The sequence below is a fragment of the Bradyrhizobium sp. 159 genome (assembly GCF_023073795.1).
In the GTDB taxonomy this organism is placed as follows: Bacteria; Pseudomonadota; Alphaproteobacteria; order Rhizobiales; family Xanthobacteraceae; genus Bradyrhizobium.
In genome coordinates this window covers 1-23,009 of record NZ_JADPKE010000087.1, presented here as the reverse complement: position 1 = coordinate 23,009, position 23,009 = coordinate 1, and the positions used below count along the sequence as shown (strand labels likewise).

The window sequence follows — 23,009 nt, the reverse complement described above, 5'->3', positions numbered from 1 at the left end:
TCACCGCGCGCCGGCGGCGTCAATCATCCCGACCGCGCTATCCAGAGCATTCCGCGCAAGTCAAGCCCGGGCACCGGTGATCCTATCGTGACGCTCACGTTGGTTCTCCAAGGATGACAAGGCCCGGATCGTCGAGGAGACGCTGGTACCAGGCGCGGTCGTTTCCGAGATTGCCCGGCGACACGGGCTAACCCCGCAACAAGTGTTCACCTGGCGCCGGCAAGCACGCCGGTTGCCGACGCCGATGGCTGACGATCCGCCGTTTGTACCGGCGGTGGTAGACGCCATGGTACCGGCCGTGGCTGTTGGCCATGAGCGCAAGACAGCGCGACGCAAGGGCAAGCCGGATGTCGGGGGCATCGAGATCGAAGCGGAAGGCGTCACTATCCGGGCCGGCCGAGGCGCGGACGTGGCGATGATTGCGGCCATTGTCCATGCGCTGAAGGCAAGCCGGTGATCGGGCCGTCCGGAACTGTCCGGGTGATGGTGGCAACCAAGCCGGTCGACTTCCGCAAGGGAATGGAGGGGCTTGCTATGTTGGTACGCGAGCACATGGAGGCCGATCCGTTCTCGGGTGCTGTTTATGTGTTCCGAGCCAAGCGCGCGGACCGGATCAAGCTGATCTTCTGGGACGGTACGGGTTTGTGCCTGTTCCCAAGCGGCTCGAGGAAGGCGTCTTCCGCTGGCCGAAGATCGAGAATGGCGTGATGCGTTTGTCGGCGGCGGAATTGTCGGCGCTGCTCGAAGGACTTGATTGGCGGCGTGTCCACGCGGCACGGGAGACGGTCGTCCCGACGCAAGCCGGATAATTGTGGGCCCGCGCTGCGGCGAAGTGAATCAGGGGCATCGAGCACGTCGTCAGGCGGGCGCGAATATGCTCTGATTTGCTTGTGAGCGAGAACCTGCCTGATGATCCCGAGACGCTGAAGGCGATGCTGCTGGCCGAGCGGCACGAGAGCGAGCGGCTGCGCCAGATCATCAAGGAGCTGCAGCGTCATCGCTTTGGCCGGAAAGCGGAGTCGCTTCCTGAGGAGCAGATGCTGCTGGGCCTCGAGGATGTCGAGCAGGTCGCGGCCTCCGCCGAGGCCGGTCAGCAGGCAACAGCCCCGGAAGGCCGGGCCGAACGAGCGCGCAAGCGCCGCAGCAATCGCGGAGCATTGCCGGCGCATCTGCCGCGGATCGAGGTCGTCGTCGACATCGACGCCAAGACCTGCGCCTGCTGCCAGGGCGAACTGCACCAGATCGGCGAAGACAAAAGCGAGCGGCTGGACATGGTGCCGGCGCAGTTCCGCGTTGTCGTCACCCGACGTCCCAAATACGCCTGTCGAGCCTGCGAAGATGGTGTCCTGCAGGCCGAGGCTCCGGCCCGCTTGATCGAGGGCGGACTGCCGACGGAGGCAACCGTCGCCCAGGTTCTGGTGTCCAAATATGCCGATCATCTGCCGCTCTACCGGCAGGCCCAGATCTATGCCCGCCAGGGCATCGCTCTCGATCGATCGACGTTGGCGGACTGGGTTGGGCATGCCGCCTTCCATCTGCGCCCGCTGCATGAGCGCCTTCTCACGGTGCTTCGCGCGAGGTCCAAGCTGTTCGCCGACGAGACGACGGTGCCGGTGCTCGATCCCGGTCGAGGGCGCACCAAGACCGGTCAGCTCTGGGCCTATGCCCCCGACGACAGGCCTTGGGGCGGCCTCGATCCGCCCGGCATCGCCTATGTCTATGCACCCGACCGCAAAGCCGAGCGGCTGTTCAGCCATCTTGCCGGCTTCAAGGGCGTCCTGCAGGTCGATGGCTACAACGCCTATCCAAAGCTTGCCCAGCGCGGCGAGGTCGAGCTCGCCTTCTGCTGGGTGCACATGCGGCGCAACTTCTACGAACTCGCGACAGCCGGCCCCGCTCCAATCGCGAGAGAGGTGCTGAAGCACATCGCCGCGTTCTATGCGATCGAGAAGGAGATCCGCGGCCGCAGCGCGGAGGAGCGTCGCCTCGTGCGGCAGCAGAAGAGCCGACCACTGGCCGATGCCTTTGAGGTATGGCTGCGCGCCAAGCTGGCTCTCATCAGCCAGAAGATCAAGCTCGCCGAGGCCATCCGCTACGCCCTCTCGCGCTGGCAAGGCTTAACGCGCTTCATCGATGACGGCCGTATCGAACTCGACAACAATACGGTCGAACGATCAATCCGTGGCATCAAGCTCAGTCGCAAGAACGCGCTATTTGCCGGATCCGACGGCGGTGCCGAACACTGGGCTGTCGTCGCGTCCCTGGTCGAGAGTTGCAAGCTCAACGACGTCGATCCGCTCGCCTATCTCGCCCACGTCCTGACCAGGATCGTCAACGGGCATCCAAACCGCGACATCGATCAGCTACTGCCCTGGGCCTACCGCGCTCAAGCCTTCAAAGCCGTGGCCTGAGAACGACGCTTACCGTTGTTGCGCGAAATGCGATAATAGATCCAGATTCTCGAGAACCGCAGTCTTCTGTCTGATACGCCACATTGCAGGAAATCCGTCGAGGTGATCCAGCCCCTCTCCGCGCCGCCGCCGGCGAGTCAACTGACGGCCTTCGATGTTCGAGAGTAAGCGGCGTGTCTTCCGCACCTTGTTGCTGTTGAGCAGATAGGCAAAATGAGTTCCGTCTTGAAGAGGACGGTTTGCATAGATGATCGAGCATGTTGTCGACGCATCGCAGCTACGGGTCCGGCGGCGCTGGAGCGACGAGGTCAAGAGACGGATTGTCTCGGAATCCGTTGTGCCGGGCGCGATCGTCTCGGACGTCGCGCGGCGCCATGATCTGTCGCCGCAGCATTTGTCGGCCTGGCGCAAGGCGGTGCGCGACGGGTTGTTGAAGATGCCGGAAGGCACAGAGCCGGTGGCGATGGAGCCGGCTGGATCGGTCGCGATCCAGGAAGCGAGTTCATCAAGCGGCGAGGCCGTTAGCTTGCTCGGCGCTCCACGCCCAGGGCATGAGTTCGTCCAGACGCGAGGCCGGCCAGAGGTTGACGAGTCTGGTGAGGACGTCGGTCAGATAGGCCTGCGGCTCGACGCCGCAGAGCTTGCAGGTCTCGATCAGCGAAGCGATGCAGGCCCAGTTCCCCGCGCCCTCATCATGCCCAGCGAACAGCGCATTCTTGCGATTAAGGACAAGAGGACGGATGCTCCGCTCGACAATATTTGTGTCGAGCTCGATGCGGCCGTCGTCGAGGAATCGCGTCAGGCCACCCCAGTGGTTCAAAGCGTAACGGATGTGCTCGGCGATTGTCGCTTTGCCCGAAGCGTTCGGGATCGCAGCGTCGCACTTTGCGATCGCAGCGTCGCGCTCTGCGCGTGCCGCGGCAACCAGCGCCTGCAGCGCCTCAATATCGGTCGGAAGCTGATCCGTGGTCTCGCTCACGCCCGGCACTCAAGCTGGTTCGTGGGCCGTTGTGGAATATTGCAGCCGACGTGATCCAATTGGTCACAGGGTTTATGACGTTGCGCTCGGCTGAGCAATGTCGCGGGCATGCAGGCGCGACCAGTCCAGGCCAGGCCGTCCATCAGCGCGGCGAGCTGTGAGGCAGACAAACGCATCACGCCATCGCTGATCGGTGGCCAGCGGAACGCGCTATGCTCCAGCCGCTTCCACAGCAGCACGAGCCCGGACCCGTCCCAGGCAAAAATCTTCAAACGATCCGCGCGCTTTGAACGGAAGACGAAAATCGTTCCCGCGAATGGATCATCATGGAGTTGCTCGCGCACCAGAGCGGCCAGACCATCCGCGCCTTTACGGAAGTCCACCGGCCGCGTCGCGATCATGATCCTTACGCCCGCCGAAGCCGCGATCATGTCGTCGCCGTCACGGCCCGCAGCACATCGCGCAGCCACTCCGGATCGACCCCGGCCGCTGCCCGAACCACCGCATCACCAATCTCGATGCTGATCGTTGTTGCGTTCCGCGTTGCCGCTTCCGCGGTCGTCCCAGCGGCCGGGTGCAGCTCCGATACCACCGGAACAAAGAATGGCCCATCCTCCGCCGGCAAGCTCAGCACACCGGCACGCGCGGCCTTGCGCCAAAGGAAGAGATGTTGCGGCGCGAGGCCGTGCCGGCGCGCCACCTCGGACGCAACAGCGCCCGGCGCATATGACTCCGCCACGATCCGCCCCTTGACCGCGTCGCTCCACCGTCGCCGACGCCCCGCTCCAACCTGGATATCCACCCGGCCCCGTGGCTCCGAAGCGTCGACCATATCGTCAACCATATATGCGAACCTAACTGTATATGACGGCTCGCATGTTGCCGATCCGCTCACGCCAAACAAGGTGCGGGACACACGCCGCTTACGTTCGAGACCGCCCGCAGCTCGATCAGGTCACGCTTCGGCTTGCGCAGCTGCGGCGCCACCGGAGGCGTCAAGCTGCAGGCTCCGCAGCCGGGCAGCCCGACACAGCCGGTCGTCAGTCTAGCTTTCAAATACGACAACAGCACTCATACACGAAGTCATGTAGCTCCCCCGATAGCGACAAAAAGCGACACGCTCTCTGAGATAGCGAAATCGCCCCGGGCAACCCTCCGGCTTGCTGCTCCGGTCGAAGCTCGATGCGTTCACATTCAATTTGCCGCGCATGAGTATCAGAACCTAAATCCTCGCACTCGGCTCTGTTGATGCAGGATTTCGGCTAGCCGAAGGGTAACATCAGCGTAACTCTCCTTCGCGGGCTGATAGCATCTTTGCGCCCACAAAGTTCTGTGGGCGAGGCTTGCAACTCTCGGGCAAGGAAGGTGTCGTCTGGTTAATCGCACACGTTGGGCCCGCGCTCTTAGGACGTCCACGCCGTCAAGAAGCAGCATCGTGGAGCGCGCTGAGTTAGCGGCCTAGTTGGGTAAGCGCCGCACTCGAGCAGGGCTGTTTCAAGAGCGAATTTGCAAGCGCCTGAAGACGGAAGAAAACCTCCGCCTTCCCACTCAAGGTTCGGAAGCTCGGCAAGGCCGAGATCGTCCCGCAATTTGGAGCAATCACGATGTCATCCCGAGACATTCGAGCACTTTATCAAAACAGCGATGCACTGGGTCTGGCGAAATTAGTTCAAGATGGGGAAGTTACACCCGCTGAGCTCATGGAAGCCGCAATCGCCCAGGCTGAAGAGATAAACCCACGCATCAACGCATTGGTCAGCTGGAACTATGAGCTTGCGCGTTCCCACGCCCGCGCGCGCCAACCAAACTCAAGATTTTCTGGGGTTCCTTACCTTGAAAAGGACCTTGGAGTGCAAGTGGCAGGCTTCCGAACAACTAACGGCTCGAAATTCTACCATCGGCTTGCCCCAGTTGCGCAGAGAGACAGTGAGTCAGTACGACGCTTGCGGTCGGCCGGCTTGATTCCATTCGGCATGACCAATTCTCCGGAAATGGGTCAGGATTGGACGACCGAGCCCAAGCTCTATGGCTCAACGCTGAATCCCTGGGATCTCGCCTTTTCGGCATCAGGCTCTAGCGGAGGGGCAGGCGCTGCTGTCGCGGCGAGGCTAGTCCCGATCGCAGGTGGAAGTGATGGGGGAGGATCGATCCGGGGGCCCGCAAGTTTCTGTGGCCTCGTCGGGCTGAAACCCTCGCGTGGGCGAATTCCCGATCCTTGGCAAAATCCGACGGGGACAGTACTCGGTTGCCTGTCTCGGACTGTCCGCGATACGGCGGCGTACTTGGACGTAGCGAGCGGTCCGTACCCGGGGGACTATTTCACGCCCCCGACGCGCGATGAGTCATTCGTGGAGCTTTCTGCTAGGGAGCCCCAACGGCTGCGCGTTGGCCTCGCTACCACGCTGCCGTTGAGATTCAAGATCGACCCTGAGATTGCCGCTTGTCTCATTGACACAGCTCGCCTGTTGGAGAATGCTGGACATTGCGTCGAACCGTGTGAACTCAACCTGTTCACAGAGGCCTGTCGCGCAGCGCGAGGGCGTATCATCGCGGTCCAACTAGCGCAGCGGGTCACCTCAATGGAAACCGCGCTGGAAGCGCGCATGCTCGTTGACGACTTTGAGCCGTCCACCTTCTCATTAATCGAACAAGGCAAATCAGTCGATGCGATCACATTCGCGGGCGACATCGAGACGGTTCGCAACAGTGCACGCGACATAGCCGGACGACTTGCGCGCTATGACGTCGTACTGTGCCCCGTCTATCCCGCTCACACCTTCCGCCAAGGCGAAGGTGCCTACGAAACCCACTCCTACGAGCAGCAGTTTGCATTCTGCGAATATCTCTCAACGATCAACACCTGCGGAGTGCCCGCGATTTCACTTCCTGTGGGCGTATTCCATGACGGGCTGCCATTGGGCGTACAACTAGTGGGGCGGTACGGAGACGAGGCTACGCTGCTTCAGGTTGCAGCAGGGTTGCAGCAGCAACTTCGCTGGCACGAACGACACCCCCCGGTTCTCAGAGGATGAGTGGTCACGGTGTTTCGAGTTGCTTGTGGCTCTGCGAGTTTGGTTGCTGCGGGCTCGCCTTTTCTGGCGCCTTGCTCAATGATATCGGTCGGCAAGATCCGGCTCGTCGCCGCTGGTTCAGTCGCGTTCGATCAGGTTCGGCGCGAACGGCAGACTGAGGCTGCTGTCGATGGTGCCCTCGACGGCGGCCGAAGGTCGGCGCGTTGATCTGTTTGGCCTTGAGCTGACCCGCTGTCAGGACCGCGCCGTACAGCGTGCTCGATCCTGACCAAATTTTCACCGGTTCTTGAAGTTCTTTGGTATCTGAGGGCATGGCCGAGGGCAAGCACTTCGCCTCCTGACTGTGCCTAGCACCAGGCAACGAGGTCTCACGACAAGGTTTTGTCTTCGCGCACCGGAGATCGTCTAGTCGGACAGCCGCACTGTTACTGTTGGTACCAATAACCGTCCGGCGGAGCGATACGACGCTCGGTGCATCCTATCGCCAGCGGCTTTTGCCAAGCCAAATCTCTGAGCTTGTTACTGGCAGTCCAAGCGGGCCCGATCGGGTTTTTTATTAGGAAGTTGATCGCGATCTTTTGCCGGCCTTCAGAGATGAGATTTCGTTCACGGAGAAGCATTGCGGCGCCTATTCGGCGCGGCTGATACGTGCCGTGCTTAAGATCCATCAGGGGCGCGTACGGAGCATTCCATTCAGAAGGCCGTCCTTCTTAAACAAAAACAGAAACAAAGTGTGTTTTGCATGCACTCAAGGCGCGCTCATGGCTTTGAAGACGTTCTATACAGGGCAATCGGGTCAGTAGAAATCAATCAAGAAAGGCTCTATGAACGCAGCATCTAAGCGAAACTTCGCTAATGTTGCATTACTCAATCGGGGCGGCGCGCTACTATGCAGGACGAGAAAGCAACTTTGGATCGGTTCGATGATCTCCTATAACTTGAATGGAAAGGCAGCGCTCGTGACAGGCGCGGCAAGTGGCGTTGGGTTTGCTACTGCCAAGATGCTTGTCGAAGCCGGTGCAGCAGTTGCCCTGAACTTTCTCCCTGATGATGCCCGAGGGCCGCAAGCCGTCACCGACCTACGGGAGTACGGTGAAGTAATCGCGGCTCCCGGGAACGTCGCCGAGTCGGCGTCAGCCGATCGAATGATTTCGAATGCGGTATCTGCATTGGGCAGATTGGATTTGCTTGTCAATAATGCCGGTAGTCCGGTGGTACAACAAGTTATTCCGCCGGAACGTCTCGATCTTATGACGGAAGAGCTTTGGAACGTTCTTATTCAGGTGAATCTAGTTAGCGTCTTTCGGTGCTCTAAGGCCGCCGCTTCAGCATTGAAAGCTTCAAGGGGCGCGATCGTAAACCTTGCATCAGTGGCTGCATTTGACCTGCGCGGTAGCACCATCGGTTACGCTGCTGCAAAAGCCGGCGTGGTGAATCTGACGAAGAATCTCGCCCGGGCGCTTTCTCCTGAAGTGCGCGTTAATGCCGTCTCTCCTGGTTTCATTAACAGTCCCTGGATGCCTTGGCCGGAAGAGACACTGCGCGCTGGTGTAGAAAAGCCCCTGCTGAAGTGCATTGCCGAGCCAGCCGACATCGCGGAACTCATTGTCTACCTTGGTTTCGGTGCCAAGATGGTTACGGGCGCTACTGTTCCTGTCGATGGTGGCCTCACAATCGCCTAGACCCAGCCGTGACTCGAGCTCGGAGTGAGACGATCGTTTTCGCTGATAACTCAGGCTGAACGAAGGTCACAGAGCTGGACCGCCATCAATATGACAATTCGACGGAGCCAGACGGCGCGTTCCTGCGGTTAAGCGAGAAATCGTTTGACGCCCCTTCGTAGGGTAGGCCCGTAGGCCGCAGGCTGGTTGGATCATTCCCGTTGCCAGCGCGTGAGCAGCTTGGGCCTTTTCTTTGTAGAACCTGACGAGCTCGATCAGGTTTCGATGCCGAAGTCGGTGAACGCCTGGACGCTGTCTTCGCCAACGCCAAAGACCCAGATGGCTCTGTCCTCGATCTCCATTTCGTTGGCGACGTCTCGCAGCCAGTCTTCGTCTTCGCCGAGGTCCCTCGCGACCTTGGTGATGGTAGAGACGTGATGGACCTCGTTGACGTACGTGGTCATGCGGCTTGAGCGGAGAGTGCTGATGCCGGTGTCCAATTCCAGGGCAGAAGTTCGTCCAGCCGATGAGCTGGGTGGGCGGCGATGCGGGCAACGATATCCGTGAACCAGGCCTGTGCATCGATGCCATTCATTTTGGCCGTGTTGATCAACCTATACATGGAAGCCGCGCGCCGTCCGCCGCGATCAGAGCCGAAGAACAGCCAGATTTTCGTCCAAGAGCGCTGCCTCGCAAGCCTCTTTCGGCGGCATTGTTCGAGAGACAGACTGGTCTGTCCTCCAGGAAGAGCGTGCGCTCGCCCACCGCTTCAGGATGTGAACGCCTTGGCCAGGTCGTGCCTACGCGACAGCCGGCGAGCTGCTCCCGCATATAGACCTGCAGGTCCTCGATCCGGGGCCGGCTCAGCGTAAGTCGCTCCTGAAGACCTCGTCGGGGCTCCTGCCGTTCACGGAGCGCTCGATCTCGAACAGCCCATCGGTCCGCCACACGACCTCGACCGTGATCGGCGAGAGCGGGATCTCTTTCTTGCCGTTGGCCTTACGACGCGCATATCTCTTCGATATCGCCATTACGAAGAATGGGTGGCGCGCATGGACCCAACACGCCGCTACCCGGATCGGTCCACCATGACATCCCGCCAGATGGAGCTGGTTGTACCCGCCACAGGCGTCGGCCTGAAGGATGCCGGCATACCCTGCGAGATGCGCCTGGGGATGCTCTCCGCTATGGCCGCGGGAGTAGTAGAACATCGCCGCCAGCGGCCCGGCGCCGCCAAACGGCCGATCGTCCCGGACGTAGATCCAGCATGGAAGGCGTGCCGATCGCACCGTCGACGATGGCGCACGCCGGGGGATCGGTCAGTGCGTCGCTGGATGCTCTGCTGCGCCTGGTCAAAGCCCATGTGATGGCGCCCGAGCGCCTGCATGCCGATGATAGTGTGCTGCAGAAGCACACAGAAAGGATGATCGAGATGGTCTGAGAATCTGTGTGCATAAGCTGCGGTAGCGATGAGGGCAGGCCCCTCGGGATCGACTTTCAGGAGTAGGTCTCAAATCACTTCAAGCGGTTTCGCTTAAGAGGCGCGGTCGTGAGCGTTGAAGCTAACGGTCGGGGATACCCGAACGGATACGCGTCCGAGAGACGAATGAAAATGAACCCACCGATGAACCGTCGTTACGTGGAAATCGTCGTCAGAACCAGAGGTGTGTCGTCCCTCTGGGATGAGCCGGCTGGGAGCCTGATGACCGGGTGGGCGGCGACCGGCGTTGAGGGGGCGTGAATCGGATGCAGGCGCTGTCGCGGAACTGCAGGAACCAGTCGCTCCGATGGAAAGGGGGAAGCACAAGCGGAGAAGACCGTGAGGCGAGAGTACCGACGCGGAGCACTGGGACGGACCGATCCGTATTAGCGACGAAGGCTCGTAATGGGGCCGGAGCGAAGGGATCGGGTCAGGTGGGCTGGCCATCGTCGCAACTGGCAACAGGAGGACGTCGATGAACCAGCCGAGCAAGTCGTTCAACATCGATAAGAGAGAGGTGTACGAAGCATATCTGCAGGTGCGATCCAATGGTGGCGCAGCTGGCGTCGACGGAGTGACGATCGAGCAGTTCGAGTCCGACTTGAAGAACAATCTCTACAAGATTTGGAATCGAATGAGCTCAGGCGCTTACTTCCCGCCCCCTGTTCGCGCCGTGTCCATTCCGAAGAAGAGTGGAGGCCAAAGGATCCTCGGGGTGCCCACTGTGGCAGACCGCGTGGCACAGACGGTTGTCAAACAACTGATTGAGCCGGCTCTCGACGCAATCTTTCTGGCGGATTCTTACGGCTACAGACCCGGCAAATCGGCTCTCGATGCGGTAGGCGTCACGCGACAGCGATGCTGGAAGTACGATTGGGTTATAGAGTTCGACATCAAAGGATTGTTTGACAACATCGACCACGAGCTCTTGCTGCGGGCCGTCCGGAAACATGTGACGTGTGCATGGGCGCTGCTCTACATCGAACGATGGCTAACAGCGCCGATTGTGCAAGAGGATGGAACAATAATCGAGCGAAGCCGCGGCACCCCACAAGGGGGCGTGGTGAGCCCGATCCTCGCCAACCTCTTCATGCACTATGCATTTGATCTCTGGATAGCGCGGACGTTCCCCGATCTCAGGTGGTGTCGGTATGCGGATGACGGGTTGGTACATTGTCGGAATGAGATGGAGGCGCAAAGCGTTCGCGAAGCGCTCCAGGCTCGGCTGGCGGAGTGCCGCCTGGAATTGCATCCTACGAAGACGAGGATCGTCTACTGCAAGGACGACCGACGCCGGGGCAAAAGCGAGACGGTCATGTTTGACTTTCTCGGTTATTGCTTCCGGCCGCGATCGGTCCTGGGGCCGCGTTCGCAGAGGATGTTCTACGGGTTCACTCCGGCGGTCAGCAAACCAGCGCTGAACGCCATGCGAGCGACGATCCGCGGCTTGAAACTTCGCAAGCGAACCGAAGTGACGTTGGACGATATTGCCCGCGAACTAAACCCGATGGTTAGGGGGTGGATCGCTTATTATGGGCAATACACGCGTTCGGCGCTCTATCCTTTGGCGCGCTACATCAACCAGACGTTGGCTATCTGGTTGAAGCGAAAGTACAAGCGCTTCCATCACCGCTTAGGACGCGCGCGTCTCTTCCTGGAGAAGATCGCGAGTGAGAACCGCAGGCTCTTTGTGCATTGGCAACTTGGCGATGGCGGCAAGCTTGTCTGATGGGAGCCGGGTGAGGCGAGAGTCTCACGCCCGGTTCTGCGAGAGGCTGGAGGTGAAATCCCTCCGGCCTACTCACCCGACGATGCCGGTGCCGGCCAAGAGTAAGACCGATACGGCACGGTTGCCGCCGCAGCACTCGCAACCCGTCGGGGGATCGATCACTACTCGTTCGCGCGGTAAATGCTCAGGAACGTCTGACGTTCGCCGCGCTTGCGCGTAGCGCACCGTTGTCGACTTGGCCACAGCGCGCCTGCCGCCAGCTCGTCTTCGTGGCGTCACTTCCAACTCTTCGAACGTCAAGGCCAACTGCTCGATCAGGCGCGACGAACGCTCCGACCGCTGGCCGTATCTGATGCTTCAGCTTGGCAATTTGCAGCTTGCAATCAGCGCTTCGTCCTCAGACGCTTTCGCACGGGCGACCGCGAGTTCAGCTGTTGGTCTCCAGAACCTTGGCGCGCTCGGCTGCCAGCCCTGCTTTCAGGGCGGCAATGTCATCCGAAACAGCGTCGCGCTCAGCATTCATGCGGTACAGTGAATCACTGGTTGGAAGCGATGGGCCCCCGAAAAAGCTGCAAAATCTGCTGGATTTAGTGCTCAACCCGCGCTTCCCGGTCGCCAGATCGTTGTGGATTCCGCCAGTCGATCCCTTCCACGTGAACAGAAGGCTATGAGCCCCCGTGTCGGCGCGCGACCCCGCAGACCGTCTCGCCGGACGTGACCTTAAAGCTAGACCTAAGGTCAAATCCTCACGCCGCCTCGCAAACTACACAAGGCGGCCTTCGCCGGGCTTCGCCGGAGAGATACTCCGTAGGCGGTAGAAGATCCGAAAGAGCTTGCTCGGCGGACGTATGCGTAGCGGATGGGCATCCGCCGCTGGCACATGCCTCGATAGTCACTGGGACATCGAGATGAGCACAACGAAGAAGCTCCTCGGTCTCGCGGTTGCTTTGCGGTTGGAGCGGCAGTCGAAGCTCCCGGCCGAAGTAAAATCCCAAATCGTTGAACTGATCCGCGCCTACACGTCAAAGTTCGTGTAACGCAGGTTGGGGCCCACGCCAGGGGGCAGTTCTTCGAGCTGGCGGGCGTCGCCGGTCGTGCGAGGCGAGACGAGAATGCTGCCGCGATCTCTGCGATTGCCCTCGAGGCGGTCAAGCGCATCCATGCATTGTTCGATATGGAGCGCGGCATCAGCGGCCAAGGCGCCAAACAGCGTCTACGGGTGCGCAAAGAGCAAAGCGCACCCACTGGAAGCGTGCCTGCGCGAGCAGCGTGCTCCTCTATCGAACTCCTCATCGGTCACCAAGCCAATCGAATACATGTTGCACCGCTGGGATCGGTTCACTCGCTTCATCAATCAAGGGCGGATCTTCCTGACAACACAATGCAGCGGAGCGCGCGTTGCGCGGTTCTCTCTCGGCCGCAAGTCCTGGCCGTTCGCCGGCTCAGAACGCGGCGCTGACCGCGCCGCCATCATGGCGCCGCTGATAAGCTAAACGGCATCGATCCGCAGCCTGGCTGGCGGACATCTCGGCCCGCATCGCCAGCGCGCTGCAAGGTTGGCTCAATGAGCTGTGTCTTGGGAATGCAAAAAAACTCTTCAGTCCGGGGTCGGATCGAGCCACCGCACCGCGCAATCATCCCGCAGCCCTCACTTGCCGGTTACGCTTGGTGAGGTCGCTCCATGTCGTTTTGCCGGGACGTGGCCGGAAAGATGAACGTGGGGAGATGGCCAAAGCGGTTGAAATGTTCAAACAAAAGGCCTTCAAGAAAACCCAGACCGAACTCGATGCAAAGCGCGAACAAGATCGTGCGCCCGCCGAGCGGCGGAGAGAGCGGATATCGTCAGGCTGGCCAGAAAATTTGAAATCGCTGTGGGTAAAGTGGTCGACAGCGCCTCGTCTGCTTCCTTCGAACGCGAAGCAATCCGCACGTGGTCCCACCCACACGCCCAATTACGGCCAGCAACTCTCGCTAGATGTGGCTGCCGGAAACAGTCTCAAGATCGGCAGGCGAGTGGAAGAACCGCAAATATGGCAAGAGAAGCCGTTCGCAAGGTCGAATTCATCTATGTCGCATCGCAGGTCTGATCGCCGCGGCGGAGTGGATCGGCAGCGCGGTTGAATCGACCGCCGGATTGGATGGCAAATCTTGCTGGCCCTTAATGCCACGATCTGAGCTGCGCGTGCGGACAATTCCGCAGATGTTTTGCGATTGTAGCCCAGGAAGTGACGGATCTCGCCAGGGAAGCCGCCGAGGCGACGTGAAATCAGTGCGCACATTGAAGGCATTCAGACGGCGACAACTGGTCCGTTCGCGCGGTCAGCGATTGGCGTGATCATTGGACGCATCTCGGAAATAGCCAAGACCGTGGTCAATTCCATCGGGGGAGCAAGTGGCAACGAGCAAGGCATTGCTTCGATGCGCAGAGTGCAGCGTCCAGAACCTCCGAGGTGACGGTCAGGGCGCATTGAGGTCACCAAACGAGCGAAAGTTCTGTGCGCCAAGTTCAGCAAAATCGATCATCCGGTTGAGCCATCCCCTCGGAGCCGCCGTCGCTCGCCTCACCCAAGAGCGCAGCGGGCGAGCGACGGCGGCGGAGAGGGGTGGCGTCATCCCCTTGGTGGGCCTGAGCATCGTCAGGCCGCCTGGCGTAATGCCTCCTTCTTGTGTTCCTTGAGCAGATCCATGTTCAAGCAGCGATGATCCTCGAGCCAGGCCTCGTGGCGCTCGGGCGCTCGACGGTCAAGGCGCGGACCAGCCGCAAGCAGCTCTCGGCATTGGGGAAGATTCGCACCACATAGTCCGCCGCCGGATCTCCTCATTGAGGCGCTCCAACATGTTGGTCGACTTCATGTGCTTGCGGTGCGCCAGCGGCAGGCGGAAGTAGGTCAGAGTCTCGTCGATGTTCTCCTCCACCCAGCCGGTGAGCTTGGGGTACTTGCCACCCCATTTGGCGAGCCAGGCCGCCAGATCGCGCCGCACCTCCGCGAGGTCGCGCCGGTCGTACATCCATCTGAGCTCGAGCAGGCAATCGTCGTCGACCTTGCGCGGCACATAGTCGAGCGCATTGCGCAGAAAGTGCACGTAACAGCGCTGCCAGAACACGCCGGTGAGAACCTCGGGGATCGCCTTCTTCAAGCCCGGATGATCGTCGGAGACGACGAACTCCACCCCATGCAGCCCACGGGTCTTCAGCCCTTCTAAAAACTCCTTCCAGCTCGATCGGCTCTCCCGGTTGGCGAGCTCGACCGCGAGCACCTGGCGCCGGCCTTCCCAGTCGACACCGATCGCGATCAGCACCGCGTGGCTGGCAATGATCCCGTCCTCCCGGATCCGCTCGTAACGGGCGTCCAGGATCAGATAGGGGAATGGCTCTCTCAGCTTGCGTTCGCAGAAGGCTTTCAGCGAGGCATCCAGGCGCTTGTTGATCGCGCTGATCGCAGACGCCGAGAAGGCATGCCCCACCAGTTCCTCGGTGACCTGCTTCACCTTGCGCGTCGAGACGCCCTGCAGTACATCTCGGCCAACGCCGCAACCAGCGCCTTCTCCGACCGCTGATAGCGCTCGAACAGCTCGGTCGAGAACCGCCCCTGCCGGTCCTGCGGCACCTTCAGCTCGATCTTGCCAGGTGATCAGCGAGCGTGTGTAGTGGCCGGAGCGATAGCCAAGCCGTGCTTCAGTGCGCTCCCCTTTCTCCGCACCCAGCGTTTCCGCCATCTCGGCTTCGAGCATCTCCTGCACAGCGGCCTGGATCAGCGGCTTGAGGAACTCCTTGTCCGACGCCAAAAGCTGTTTGACGGCAGAGACATCCGCCCTAATCTTCGTCACGGTCATGGTGGTCCTTGCTCCTCTACGAGAGGTGATTTTCGCAGCCACCGGACTATCATGACCGCTTCAGCCGCTCAGCTTTTGCAGAACCTCCCGCACACTACCCTAGCGAATGAAACCGGGAAGCTTCGCTCCAAGGTGTTGGCGTCTGCCGAACTGTAATGCGAGGAAAGCTTTCGATTGAAGTACGAGCTAGAGACGTTTTTGGAATCGAACCGGGTGGCCCGACAGGCACCGGGCCTGGCACGGTGTGCGGAAGGCGGGTAGGAATGCTTAGTAGTTCGGAACGGTAAACAAACCTCAATTCCTGCTGGTCGGCCATCTGCGCCAGCGGCGGCAAGGTGTGCGTGGGGCAGAGAGACCGACATCTGAGCGGAAAAGTTGATCGTGGTCGCGCAGCTCGACCCGTGGTTCTGATGCTCGTTCCGTTCGCGAATCAACAGAGCCAACTATGCTGGGCGTAGCATTGGACGCCCAGCGTTAAGGCGTCCGGAAAGCCGGTATGACGTCTCAGGCGATCAGCTTTTTCAGTCGATTTACCCGAATGCGCTACGGGTGCGTCTTTCAAGATCGTGATGGGCGGAGGAGAACGACAGCATTTGGTACTATCCTCAAAAAAGTGGCCCGAAGCTAAACCGCAGGCCCCTCCATGGACGACGTTAGGCTGTAAATAAGAAGCTGATATGCGCAAAAGCATCGCACGATGGAATACATCACTGATCCCATTTTATTGCAGGAATCGCTCCTCAACCTGGCTCCGATTGCATGGATCGGACGCGGCCGACGGCTAAAATTGAGAAGAAATGATGCTGAAGGTCAAAAGGGGTTGACCGCTACGAATTCACCCAAGAGACGGAGCGCAGTATGACCGACCAGTTCCTGTCCGTCTCCGCCGGGCGCGACAATTCTGAAGCCGCAGCTTTTAAACAGGCATCGGACACGCAGCGATTGCTTTATCGACCGAGTGCAGTGCGTTCCAGGACGCGGCCCTTTGTGAAAAACGGGATTCTTGCGAGCATTGCCCTTCAAGAACTCGCGGCAATAGGAGAATACCTTGAGCCGGTCGTTCTGAGAGAACGCATGATCCTTCAAGAACCTAAAAAGCAACTTGAGCACATTTACTTCATAGAATCGGGCCTCGTGTCGCTGAGGATCCTAGCGGCGGAAAGCATCCTTGAAACAGCGGTAATAGGCCATCGAGGCGCGGTCGGAGCCTCGCTTCTAGCCGGAGGGCATCTTGCCACGCGTCAATCTGTTGTACTCGTTCCCGGAAGCGCGCATAGAATCCCTGTCGAGGACTTGCGACGCCTCTTGCCCAAGTGCTCCGAAATACGTGAGCATCTCGTTCGGTACGTCCAAGCGCAGAACTTGCATTGCGCTCAAACGGGATTGTGCGGTGTTCGACACGATCGGGAAAAACGGTTGGCGTGCTGGCTCTGTTTGGCGAGTGACGCTCTCGATGCTGATGTGCTTCCAATTACCCATGACTATCTCTCTTGTATGTTGGGATTGCGCCGCCCTGGGGTGACGGAAACGCTAATCCGCTTCGAACAGCAAGAATTGATTCGAAAAACGCGTGGCATATTGCAGATCAGGGATCGGCGTTGCCTCGAACAGAAGGCATGCAGTTGTTATAAGCTCATTGCCGGTGCCTATTTCGCCACTGAGTGCGTTAGCTCAGTGATCGATGGGGCGTGTGGCAGGTTCGATTCCCACTTCAGCTCAATTTAGCAGACAATCACAACTGGTCCGGTTGCATGCGCGAACCGGGCTGTCGCGGGTCTCTCCTCCGGCATTGCTACCAACCGACAAGCACACGTACGCCGCAACTCGGGTAAATATCAACAGCTGCCCAAAAAGCGACCAGCTCGTTCAGCTCGAGAAGGTCTGGGACGTGGACAAGCGCGGACTGTGTTGATCGGCAGCGGAGAGCGGGCAATCCCGGCGCGGCTGCTCACTGAGCATTCCATGCGAGCTGAGCGAGGCAGCCACTGCATGTCGTTTCCATTCGCTCACAGTGCATTAGAAGAATACAATCAATCTTCGTAGCGGTTGCTTGCAGCAAATTCGAAGAAGCCGATTCCTGCGGTTAGTAAGTTCAGCTGCGATCTCCCCCCGGGCAGTTGCGACTAGGACGGCTCGCTCTGCTCGTTCTCTCGAAGCTTGGTTCAGGAAGTGCGCCTGCACGCATTGTCCAATGACGCTCAACAGACTTGAGCTCCATTGTTCCATTTGTCCGAAATGCTTGCAACTCTTGGATGGAGTGTGCGCACCATAGATGCTCGACGCATCGACCGATGGCGATACAGAGGACCGTTAACTCGGTACGAAACGTACCGCTTTTTAGTAGATAAAGTTCAAATCGTACGATTGTGAAGCGCTCTAAACACGCTGTCCCGGCGCCTGCGCGCGTTCGTCCGTTTCGTACGAAGTTTTCGCGCCATTAAGTAGCACGATCTGTCAACGTAACAACGCGAGCGGCGGAATGGTCCGCACCGCGACATCAGTGGGTTCGATCAATCCGTGATGTTCGAGCAAGGCCCTGTAGGTCGGGAATGATTGGGGGCGAAAGTGGCTAATCTCCTGAATGCGAGACGAGCCATTCTTGAGTTAAAACAACTGGAGAGTTTTTCATGAAGATGGCGAAGAGCCTCTTTCTGGGTTCGACGGCAGGTCTGATCGCTATCGGCGGTGCGCAGGCGGCCGATCTCCCCGTCAAGGTTAAGGCGATCGAGTACGTCAAGGTCTGCTCATTGTATGGTGCTGGGTTCTACTACATCCCGGGCACCGACACCTGCATCAAATTGGGCGGCTATCTGCGCGCTGAAACGACACTCGGCACGAGCTATCATTATGACGCGCCAACCAGTTTTGTCGGAGGCGCGCAGAACCGCCTGAGCGAATATTACAGCTGGCGCGCTCGTCAAGACATTTCGGTGGATACGCGCACCGCCACCGAATACGGTGTGGTCCGCACGTTCGGTGAGTTCGCCTTCACCTATACTGGTGGAGCCTATAGTGGTGCCGGGACAGGTGGTACGACGTACACATCATCGATCGGTAGTCAAGTCTCTTCCGGCACCCCCGGTCTCTACTACGCATTCATCCAATTCGCTGGCTTCACGATCGGCAAAGCGACGTCCCAGTTCAGTACTCCCTGGGGCCAGTATGCGGCCAACGCCATTGAGCTACCAGGCGCCGGCGGCTGGGACCCTGCGAACCAGTTCGCGTACACGTTTGATTTCGGTCAAGGCGTCACTGCATCGGTTTCGGCCGAGGATCCGGTTTCCCGTAGCCAACTTGCTATCTGGAACGTGAGCGCGGCGACGGCTGGCGGACTTGCCGCCGGTGCGTACGGGGCCAGCGACTTCGGTGGTGCGAGGGCTCCAGACCTCATCGGCTCAGTTACTGTTGACCAGGCATGGGGCTACTTCAAGGCCTCTGCTGCGGCGCATAACAACCATGCTGCCTACTACGGCGCGACGGAGGTCGCAGGTCATCCGGCTGACAAGTGGGGCTGGGCCGGTCAAGTGGCGTTGTCGATCAAGAATATCCCGACTGGGGCAGGGGATTCAGTCAGCGTGACAGGCGTTTATACCAATGGCGCAAGCCGCTACAACTTTCACGATTATACGGGCGCACCAAGCTACGCGATGTATGGAGGTACCGGTATTGCCGGTGCTTATCAGAGCGTAGGCATCGCTGGTGTGTCTGACGCGGTCTTCGTGGCTGGGTCGGGTCAGGAGCTAACCACAACCTACGGAATCTCAGGGGGCTATAACCACAACTGGAGCCCGCAATGGGTCTCCAGCATCTTCGGCGCCTATGCTGCGGTGCGCTACAACGCGACTGCAAAGGGCTATATCTGCGGCGCGTTTGTCGCGACCCTCGCGCTCTCGAGCGGTCCTGGAGGCTGCAATCCTGATTTCAACTACGCGGTTGTTGGCACGAGGACGGGCTGGACTCCGGTTAAAGGCCTGACCTTCTCGGCCGAGCTCGCATACACGATGCTCGACCAAAAGTATGCGAGCGGAAGCACGGTGACGTTGCCTGTGCAGACATCAATCGCCAAGCCTGCTGCTACTTACGAGCTCAAGGATCAGAATGCTCTTACGCTTCTGCTCAGAGCTCAGCGCACTTTCTGATTTCTCTATCAACCTAGTGGAAGGAGAAAAAGGCAGTTTTGCTCATCTAAGTGTTACCTCCAAGAAGGCCTCCGGCATGCCCGCCGGGGGCCTTTCACGTTAGGGTAGCAAAAGCTCATGCATTCGATTGCGCTTTCGCTAGAGAACGTCGGTCGCTTGCTTTGCCGCGTGGGCAAGATCTCGGTTCGCGACGAGATCTGTGGGAAAGCATCACTGTCTCTCTCTTCCCGGCGCTGGCGCGCGCAAATTGTTTTTGACGATTGGGATCCGGACGCCAACTGGCGACCAGCGCCGCGATGTCGTTGAGGCTGCCGATGATCGCGACGAAAGGATCATCGTTGATCAAGAGCCAGGTCCCGTGTTGCAATCGCATCACGCGATCATGCTTGCTGATCCGATCATTGGTCGCATAAATGCCTCCAGCATTGACCTCAAAGGTGACAGCCTGCGTCGTCGGGTTGACGATAGGACAAAGCGTGACTACCGGTCGCCCCACCGTCCCACCGGTCTCTCCCACGCACGCTCGTGTGGGCCACTCCACCAGGGTGGGGCCCCATGATCATCGGAACGAGTTCCAAACGCGCCCACGGTGATGTTCAGCGGGTAGGGCACTCCAGCGCGTATAACACGACAGTCGTGTTTTCCTCCGCAAGTGTCACTATCGTATGAAGTTTGCGATCACCATCGCCGGAACTGCTGATCATCATCCCTGGACTGCGCAATCCAGCCCGCGTGGTTCTGCAGACAGGCCAGCCCGGCGACCAACTTGTGCGATAAAGGCGAGAGCCTTGCGATGGAAATACGCGGAACTTGGCTGTTATCATCCAACCGCGCCTTCGGTGCGGAGTCGCACAATCATAGCGGAGTTGTAGCCGAGTTCCGTGAGGAGTTGTTCCGTATGCTCTCCAAGTATCGGGCCGGGTGTTGCAGACCCGGGGATTGGTTCGCCATTTATGTGAATGGCGCTGCCAACGCTTTTGACCATCCCACACTTCGGATGTTCGAACTCGACGATCATACCACGAGAACGTGTGTGTGGATGATCTAATGCAGCGCCAATGTTAACAATCGGCGCATGCGGAATTCCTGCGGCCGCAAATACGTCGCACCATTGTGCGACGGTCTTCGTTTTAAGCCGTTCAACCAGAGCAGATTCCACCTCTTCCCGTCTTTTGAGACGACCTGCATTTGTATTCAGTTCTTCATCCGCGGCAAGTTCTGCTAGGTCGATAGCGCGGCATAGGGACTGCCACAAATGGTCGCCGTAAGCTGCGATAACGAGGTCGTCGTCCGCTGCGCGGTAGATACCATATGGGACTGCCATAGCGTCGCCAGAGCTTGTTGGAGCGGGGAGTTCACCGTCAGCCAAGTAGCGACCCGCAAAGTAGGGGAATATTGTAAGGAGAGACTCAAACAAGCTGAGATCAATCACGCAGCCTCGGCCAGATCCAATACGGCCGACCAGAGCCGATGCGATTGAGACAGAGCCATATACGCCAGCTAGAATGTCGCCAATGACAATACGCAAGGGTGCTGTACCCTCTCTGGTCAGACTTATCAGCCCTGTCATCGCCTGCGCTACGAGATCGAAGGATTTATAATCTCGCAAGGGACCGGTCTGACCGAAACCAGAGATAGAACAGATGACAAGACTGGGATTCAGTTCCAGGAGACGATCGTAACCAAAACCGAGGGCTTCGAGTGCGCCTGGGCGAAAGTTCTCTACGAGAACGTCGGCTCGCTCCACCAATTGTTCAAGTATGTGCCTGCCCGCATTGCACTTCAGATCAAGGGCCAAGCTACGCTTGTTCCTGTTTAGCGCAGCAAAGTAATAGCTTTCGCCCTCGTGGCATGGCTCGACCTTGCGCGATATATCCCCCTGACCGAGCCTCTCAATTTTCACGACGTCCGCGCCCAGGTCCGCTAGGATGGTAGTGCAAATTGGGCCGGCTAGAACGTGCGTGAGGTCCACGACACGCACGCTGTGGAGCGGTCGACGCGTAAGATTTCTCGCATCTTTTCTTTTCGACGTCTTCGGCCTACCGGCTGCTTGCTCAGCGATCATGATAAGAATCCCTTGTTTGAGTGTCCGAAGCGTAAGTCGCTGCGCCTTGGTGCATTCGGATGCCACGCCTAGCAGAGCAACCAGTGCACGTAGCTTGGTCTTAGGCCACAAATCGAACTTGCCTACTTGTTAGCGATGGATTCGCACGTTGCGAATCCTCATGCTCCAATAAAAGGTTTGAATGAAGTGCGACGCACATCAAAATCACCTCCTTGACGCAGATTATTCAATGGTCCACCTAATCCCGCACTGACCAATGCGTTGATTGCGGCAGCGGCGCACCCCAGCCTCGGCAGCTCGCATGCCTACTCGGACCGATCCGGAAGGCGAAGTGAACCGTAAGATGATGAGGCATACACGATATAACTCGGTCATGTCGTATGATTGGGCCCTGTCGAATGCTGGTGGTGATGCTGTTCGGGTTTGTACCTGAAGAAGGGCGAAGACGCGCAACGATGAACCACGAGAAATTGTTGCGCGTTGTCGTACCGTGACGAGTTGGATTGCGGCTGCCAGTTACTAATACTCAATTTAGCTCGGATCGAGACACTACCTAGTTTGGTGGTAGATATGCATCAGTCATCTAGAGAGGCTGTGTTGTGGTAGTGTGGCGTGTAACGGCTGCGATTTGCGGAGTATGATAGGCGATCAACCCTGATGATTCCGACGGTGTCAGGGAAGACGAGTGGGATCTTCCACCGAAAAAATGGACAGGGTTAAGCTGCTTTTAGCTCCATCTCGATCGGGCTGATAAAGCCGATGGCGGAGTGACGACGAATTCGATTGTAGAAGCCCTCGATATAGGCAAAGAGATCCCGTGTGGCTTCTGCCCGCGTTTCATAGTGCCGGTGGTGAACGAGCTCCGTGTTGAGCGTGTGAAAGAAGCTCTCCATCGGAGCATTGTCGTAGCAGTCGGCTCTGCGGCTCATCGAGGCCCTGAGGCCGGTGGCTTGCATCAGCTTGCGATAATCCGCCGAGGCATATTGAACGCCGCGATCGGAATGGTGGATCAGGCCGGCATTTGGCCGCTGCGCCGCGATTGCCATCCGCAACGCCGCCAGAGGCAGCTCGGCGCGCAAATGATCCGCCATCGCCCAGCCGACGATCTTGCGGCTGTAGAGGTCCATGACCGTGGCCAGATAGAGCCAGCCCTGATCAGTCTGGACATGGTGATGTCGGCGAGCCAGATGTGGTTCGGCGCGGCGGCGACGAAGTGCGCTCGAGCAAGTTCGCCGCGATCGGGAGATCGTGACGGCTGTCGGTGGTGCGCACCCGTCGCGGCCTCGCCATGATGGCTCTGATACCGTGACGACGCATCAACCGCTCGATGCCTTGGGCTCTCAGCTCGGCATGGATGCGCGGGCTGCCGTAGCGGCCGTTTGTGTCGCGATGCACCCGCTTGATGTCGTCGACGAGCTCACGGTTGGCAATGGCCCGCTGGCTCTCAGAGCGCGCTCGCCAGGGGTAATAGCCAGCGGGCGAGACGCCAAGCACGTCGCACATGATCGTCACCGGATAGTCGGCGCGGCGATCTTCGATGAAGCGAAATCTCATTTCTGAACTCCAGCAAAGATCGCAATGGCCTTCCTAAGAAACAGCCGGATTGGCGTCCCCCGGAATGGCCTGCAACAGGAAGCCTAGCGATTTGGCCCTCCGCTGAAGGTTGGCGACGACGCGGC

General features: G+C 59.2%; 15 protein-coding genes and 11 pseudogenes. 14 read left to right on the top strand and 12 right to left on the bottom strand.

Translation table 11 applies throughout. From position 1 onward, the window contains the following. Positions 1 to 115 precede the first annotated feature (115 nt). The 5 genes and pseudogenes from IVA96_RS25140 to IVA96_RS25120 all read left to right on the top strand — a co-directional run. Positions 116 to 223 (top strand): annotated as a pseudogene (locus IVA96_RS25140) (transposase); the annotation flags it as partial. A gap of 21 nt (positions 224 to 244) precedes the next feature. Further along, positions 245 to 457 (top strand): hypothetical protein, encoded by a 213-nt coding sequence (locus IVA96_RS25135; protein WP_247419860.1) that lies wholly within the window; start codon positions 245 to 247, stop codon positions 455 to 457. Next, a pseudogene (gene tnpB / locus IVA96_RS25130) lies at positions 454 to 809 on the top strand (IS66 family insertion sequence element accessory protein TnpB). Before IVA96_RS25135 ends, tnpB (IVA96_RS25130) begins: the two are co-directional and overlap by 4 nt. A 123-nt stretch (positions 810 to 932) precedes the next feature. After that, positions 933 to 2,411: an IS66 family transposase gene (locus IVA96_RS25125; RefSeq protein ID WP_247419867.1), complete on the top strand. Its 1,479-nt coding sequence runs from the start codon at positions 933 to 935 to the stop codon at positions 2,409 to 2,411. Between the two features lie 247 nt (positions 2,412 to 2,658). Continuing rightward, positions 2,659 to 2,820: pseudogene (locus tag IVA96_RS25120) on the top strand (transposase); the annotation flags it as partial. A gap of 96 nt (positions 2,821 to 2,916) precedes the next feature. On the opposite strand, the pseudogene IVA96_RS25115 reads toward IVA96_RS25120, so the two are convergent. The 3 pseudogenes from IVA96_RS25115 to IVA96_RS35905 all read right to left on the bottom strand — a co-directional run. Next, positions 2,917 to 3,270, bottom strand: a pseudogene (locus tag IVA96_RS25115) (transposase); the annotation flags it as partial. 242 nt (positions 3,271 to 3,512) lie between these two features. Next, positions 3,513 to 3,821 (bottom strand): annotated as a pseudogene (tnpB, locus tag IVA96_RS25110) (IS66 family insertion sequence element accessory protein TnpB); the annotation flags it as partial. Between the two features lie 224 nt (positions 3,822 to 4,045). Continuing rightward, a pseudogene (locus IVA96_RS35905) lies at positions 4,046 to 4,168 on the bottom strand (transposase); the annotation flags it as partial. Between the two features lie 826 nt (positions 4,169 to 4,994). Between IVA96_RS35905 and IVA96_RS25100 the strand changes: the two are divergent. After that, on the top strand, positions 4,995 to 6,422 hold the full coding sequence (locus tag IVA96_RS25100; protein ID WP_346347914.1) for an amidase: 1,428 nt from the start codon (positions 4,995 to 4,997) through the stop codon (positions 6,420 to 6,422). Between the two features lie 923 nt (positions 6,423 to 7,345). Then, positions 7,346 to 8,104: an SDR family oxidoreductase gene (locus IVA96_RS25095; RefSeq protein WP_247419857.1), complete on the top strand. Its 759-nt coding sequence runs from the start codon at positions 7,346 to 7,348 to the stop codon at positions 8,102 to 8,104. A 254-nt stretch (positions 8,105 to 8,358) separates the two neighbouring features. Here IVA96_RS25095 and IVA96_RS25090 read toward each other — a convergent pair whose 3' ends face one another. From IVA96_RS25090 to IVA96_RS35895, 3 genes and pseudogenes are all read right to left on the bottom strand, one after another. Continuing rightward, entirely contained in the window at positions 8,359 to 8,547 is a 189-nt protein-coding gene (locus tag IVA96_RS25090) for a hypothetical protein (protein WP_346347913.1), read from the bottom strand. Continuing rightward, a pseudogene (locus IVA96_RS35900) lies at positions 8,544 to 8,830 on the bottom strand (transposase domain-containing protein); the annotation flags it as partial. The gene IVA96_RS25090 and the pseudogene IVA96_RS35900, both read right to left, overlap by 4 nt. After that, positions 8,810 to 9,294, bottom strand: a pseudogene (locus tag IVA96_RS35895) (transposase); the annotation flags it as partial. The pseudogenes IVA96_RS35900 and IVA96_RS35895, both read right to left, overlap by 21 nt. Positions 9,295 to 9,350: 56 nt before the next feature. Here IVA96_RS35895 and IVA96_RS25080 point away from each other — a divergent pair. Further along, the gene (locus tag IVA96_RS25080; RefSeq protein ID WP_247419870.1) at positions 9,351 to 9,524 is read left to right on the top strand and encodes a transposase; all 174 of its coding nucleotides are present in this window, start codon (positions 9,351 to 9,353) and stop codon (positions 9,522 to 9,524) included. 514 nt (positions 9,525 to 10,038) lie between these two features. Further along, positions 10,039 to 11,292, top strand: coding sequence for a group II intron reverse transcriptase/maturase (gene ltrA / locus IVA96_RS25075; protein WP_247419854.1), 1,254 nt, complete (start codon positions 10,039 to 10,041; stop codon positions 11,290 to 11,292). 117 nt (positions 11,293 to 11,409) lie between these two features. Here the strand turns inward: ltrA and IVA96_RS25070 are convergent. Further along, positions 11,410 to 11,815, bottom strand: a pseudogene (locus IVA96_RS25070) (IS66 family transposase); the annotation flags it as partial. Between the two features lie 385 nt (positions 11,816 to 12,200). Between IVA96_RS25070 and IVA96_RS35890 the strand changes: the two are divergent. Continuing rightward, positions 12,201 to 12,329, top strand: coding sequence for a hypothetical protein (locus tag IVA96_RS35890; RefSeq protein ID WP_346347912.1), 129 nt, complete (start codon positions 12,201 to 12,203; stop codon positions 12,327 to 12,329). Here IVA96_RS35890 and IVA96_RS25065 read toward each other — a convergent pair. Further along, complete coding sequence (locus IVA96_RS25065; RefSeq protein WP_247419851.1) at positions 12,308 to 12,454, bottom strand: hypothetical protein; 147 nt, start codon at positions 12,452 to 12,454, stop codon at positions 12,308 to 12,310. The genes IVA96_RS35890 and IVA96_RS25065 overlap by 22 nt on opposite strands. Between IVA96_RS25065 and IVA96_RS25060 the strand changes: the two genes are divergently transcribed. Together IVA96_RS25060 and IVA96_RS25055 are read left to right on the top strand one after the other, a co-directional pair. After that, positions 12,405 to 12,785: a transposase gene (locus IVA96_RS25060; RefSeq protein WP_346347911.1), complete on the top strand. Its 381-nt coding sequence runs from the start codon at positions 12,405 to 12,407 to the stop codon at positions 12,783 to 12,785. The genes IVA96_RS25065 and IVA96_RS25060 overlap by 50 nt on opposite strands. 232 nt (positions 12,786 to 13,017) lie before the next feature. After that, positions 13,018 to 13,413: a hypothetical protein gene (locus IVA96_RS25055; protein ID WP_247419846.1), complete on the top strand. Its 396-nt coding sequence runs from the start codon at positions 13,018 to 13,020 to the stop codon at positions 13,411 to 13,413. Positions 13,414 to 13,928: 515 nt separating this feature from the next. Here the strand turns inward: IVA96_RS25055 and IVA96_RS25050 are convergent. Beyond that, positions 13,929 to 15,126 (bottom strand): annotated as a pseudogene (locus tag IVA96_RS25050) (IS256 family transposase). 858 nt (positions 15,127 to 15,984) lie between these two features. Between IVA96_RS25050 and IVA96_RS25045 the strand changes: the two are divergent. Together IVA96_RS25045 and IVA96_RS25040 are read left to right on the top strand one after the other, a co-directional pair. Next, entirely contained in the window at positions 15,985 to 16,851 is an 867-nt protein-coding gene (locus IVA96_RS25045) for a Crp/Fnr family transcriptional regulator (protein WP_247419842.1), read from the top strand. A gap of 902 nt (positions 16,852 to 17,753) precedes the next feature. Further along, entirely contained in the window at positions 17,754 to 19,265 is a 1,512-nt protein-coding gene (locus IVA96_RS25040; RefSeq protein WP_247419839.1) for a porin, read from the top strand. Between the two features lie 115 nt (positions 19,266 to 19,380). On the opposite strand, the gene IVA96_RS25035 is transcribed toward IVA96_RS25040, so the two are convergent. From IVA96_RS25035 to IVA96_RS25025, 3 genes and pseudogenes are all read right to left on the bottom strand, one after another. After that, on the bottom strand, positions 19,381 to 19,782 hold the full coding sequence (locus IVA96_RS25035; RefSeq protein ID WP_247419837.1) for a hypothetical protein: 402 nt from the start codon (positions 19,780 to 19,782) through the stop codon (positions 19,381 to 19,383). A gap of 303 nt (positions 19,783 to 20,085) precedes the next feature. Then, entirely contained in the window at positions 20,086 to 21,330 is a 1,245-nt protein-coding gene (locus tag IVA96_RS25030) for a CoA transferase (RefSeq protein ID WP_247419834.1), read from the bottom strand. A 716-nt stretch (positions 21,331 to 22,046) separates the two neighbouring features. Then, a pseudogene (locus tag IVA96_RS25025) lies at positions 22,047 to 22,890 on the bottom strand (IS3 family transposase); the annotation flags it as partial. Between the last annotated feature and the right edge of the window lie 119 nt (positions 22,891 to 23,009).

Coding starts and splice junctions, on each gene's coding strand:
- IVA96_RS25135 (WP_247419860.1), top strand. CDS start 245: ATGGCTGACGATCCGCCGTTTGTACCGGCGGTGGTAGACGCCATGGTA.
- IVA96_RS25125 (WP_247419867.1), top strand. CDS start 933: ATGCTGCTGGCCGAGCGGCACGAGAGCGAGCGGCTGCGCCAGATCATC.
- IVA96_RS25100 (WP_346347914.1), top strand. CDS start 4,995: ATGTCATCCCGAGACATTCGAGCACTTTATCAAAACAGCGATGCACTG.
- IVA96_RS25095 (WP_247419857.1), top strand. CDS start 7,346: ATGATCTCCTATAACTTGAATGGAAAGGCAGCGCTCGTGACAGGCGCG.
- IVA96_RS25090 (WP_346347913.1), bottom strand. CDS start 8,547: ATGACCACGTACGTCAACGAGGTCCATCACGTCTCTACCATCACCAAG.
- IVA96_RS25080 (WP_247419870.1), top strand. CDS start 9,351: ATGGAAGGCGTGCCGATCGCACCGTCGACGATGGCGCACGCCGGGGGA.
- ltrA (WP_247419854.1), top strand. CDS start 10,039: ATGAACCAGCCGAGCAAGTCGTTCAACATCGATAAGAGAGAGGTGTAC.
- IVA96_RS35890 (WP_346347912.1), top strand. CDS start 12,201: ATGAGCACAACGAAGAAGCTCCTCGGTCTCGCGGTTGCTTTGCGGTTG.
- IVA96_RS25060 (WP_346347911.1), top strand. CDS start 12,405: ATGCTGCCGCGATCTCTGCGATTGCCCTCGAGGCGGTCAAGCGCATCC.
- IVA96_RS25065 (WP_247419851.1), bottom strand. CDS start 12,454: ATGGATGCGCTTGACCGCCTCGAGGGCAATCGCAGAGATCGCGGCAGC.
- IVA96_RS25055 (WP_247419846.1), top strand. CDS start 13,018: ATGGCCAAAGCGGTTGAAATGTTCAAACAAAAGGCCTTCAAGAAAACC.
- IVA96_RS25045 (WP_247419842.1), top strand. CDS start 15,985: ATGACCGACCAGTTCCTGTCCGTCTCCGCCGGGCGCGACAATTCTGAA.
- IVA96_RS25040 (WP_247419839.1), top strand. CDS start 17,754: ATGAAGATGGCGAAGAGCCTCTTTCTGGGTTCGACGGCAGGTCTGATC.
- IVA96_RS25030 (WP_247419834.1), bottom strand. CDS start 21,330: ATGATCGCTGAGCAAGCAGCCGGTAGGCCGAAGACGTCGAAAAGAAAA.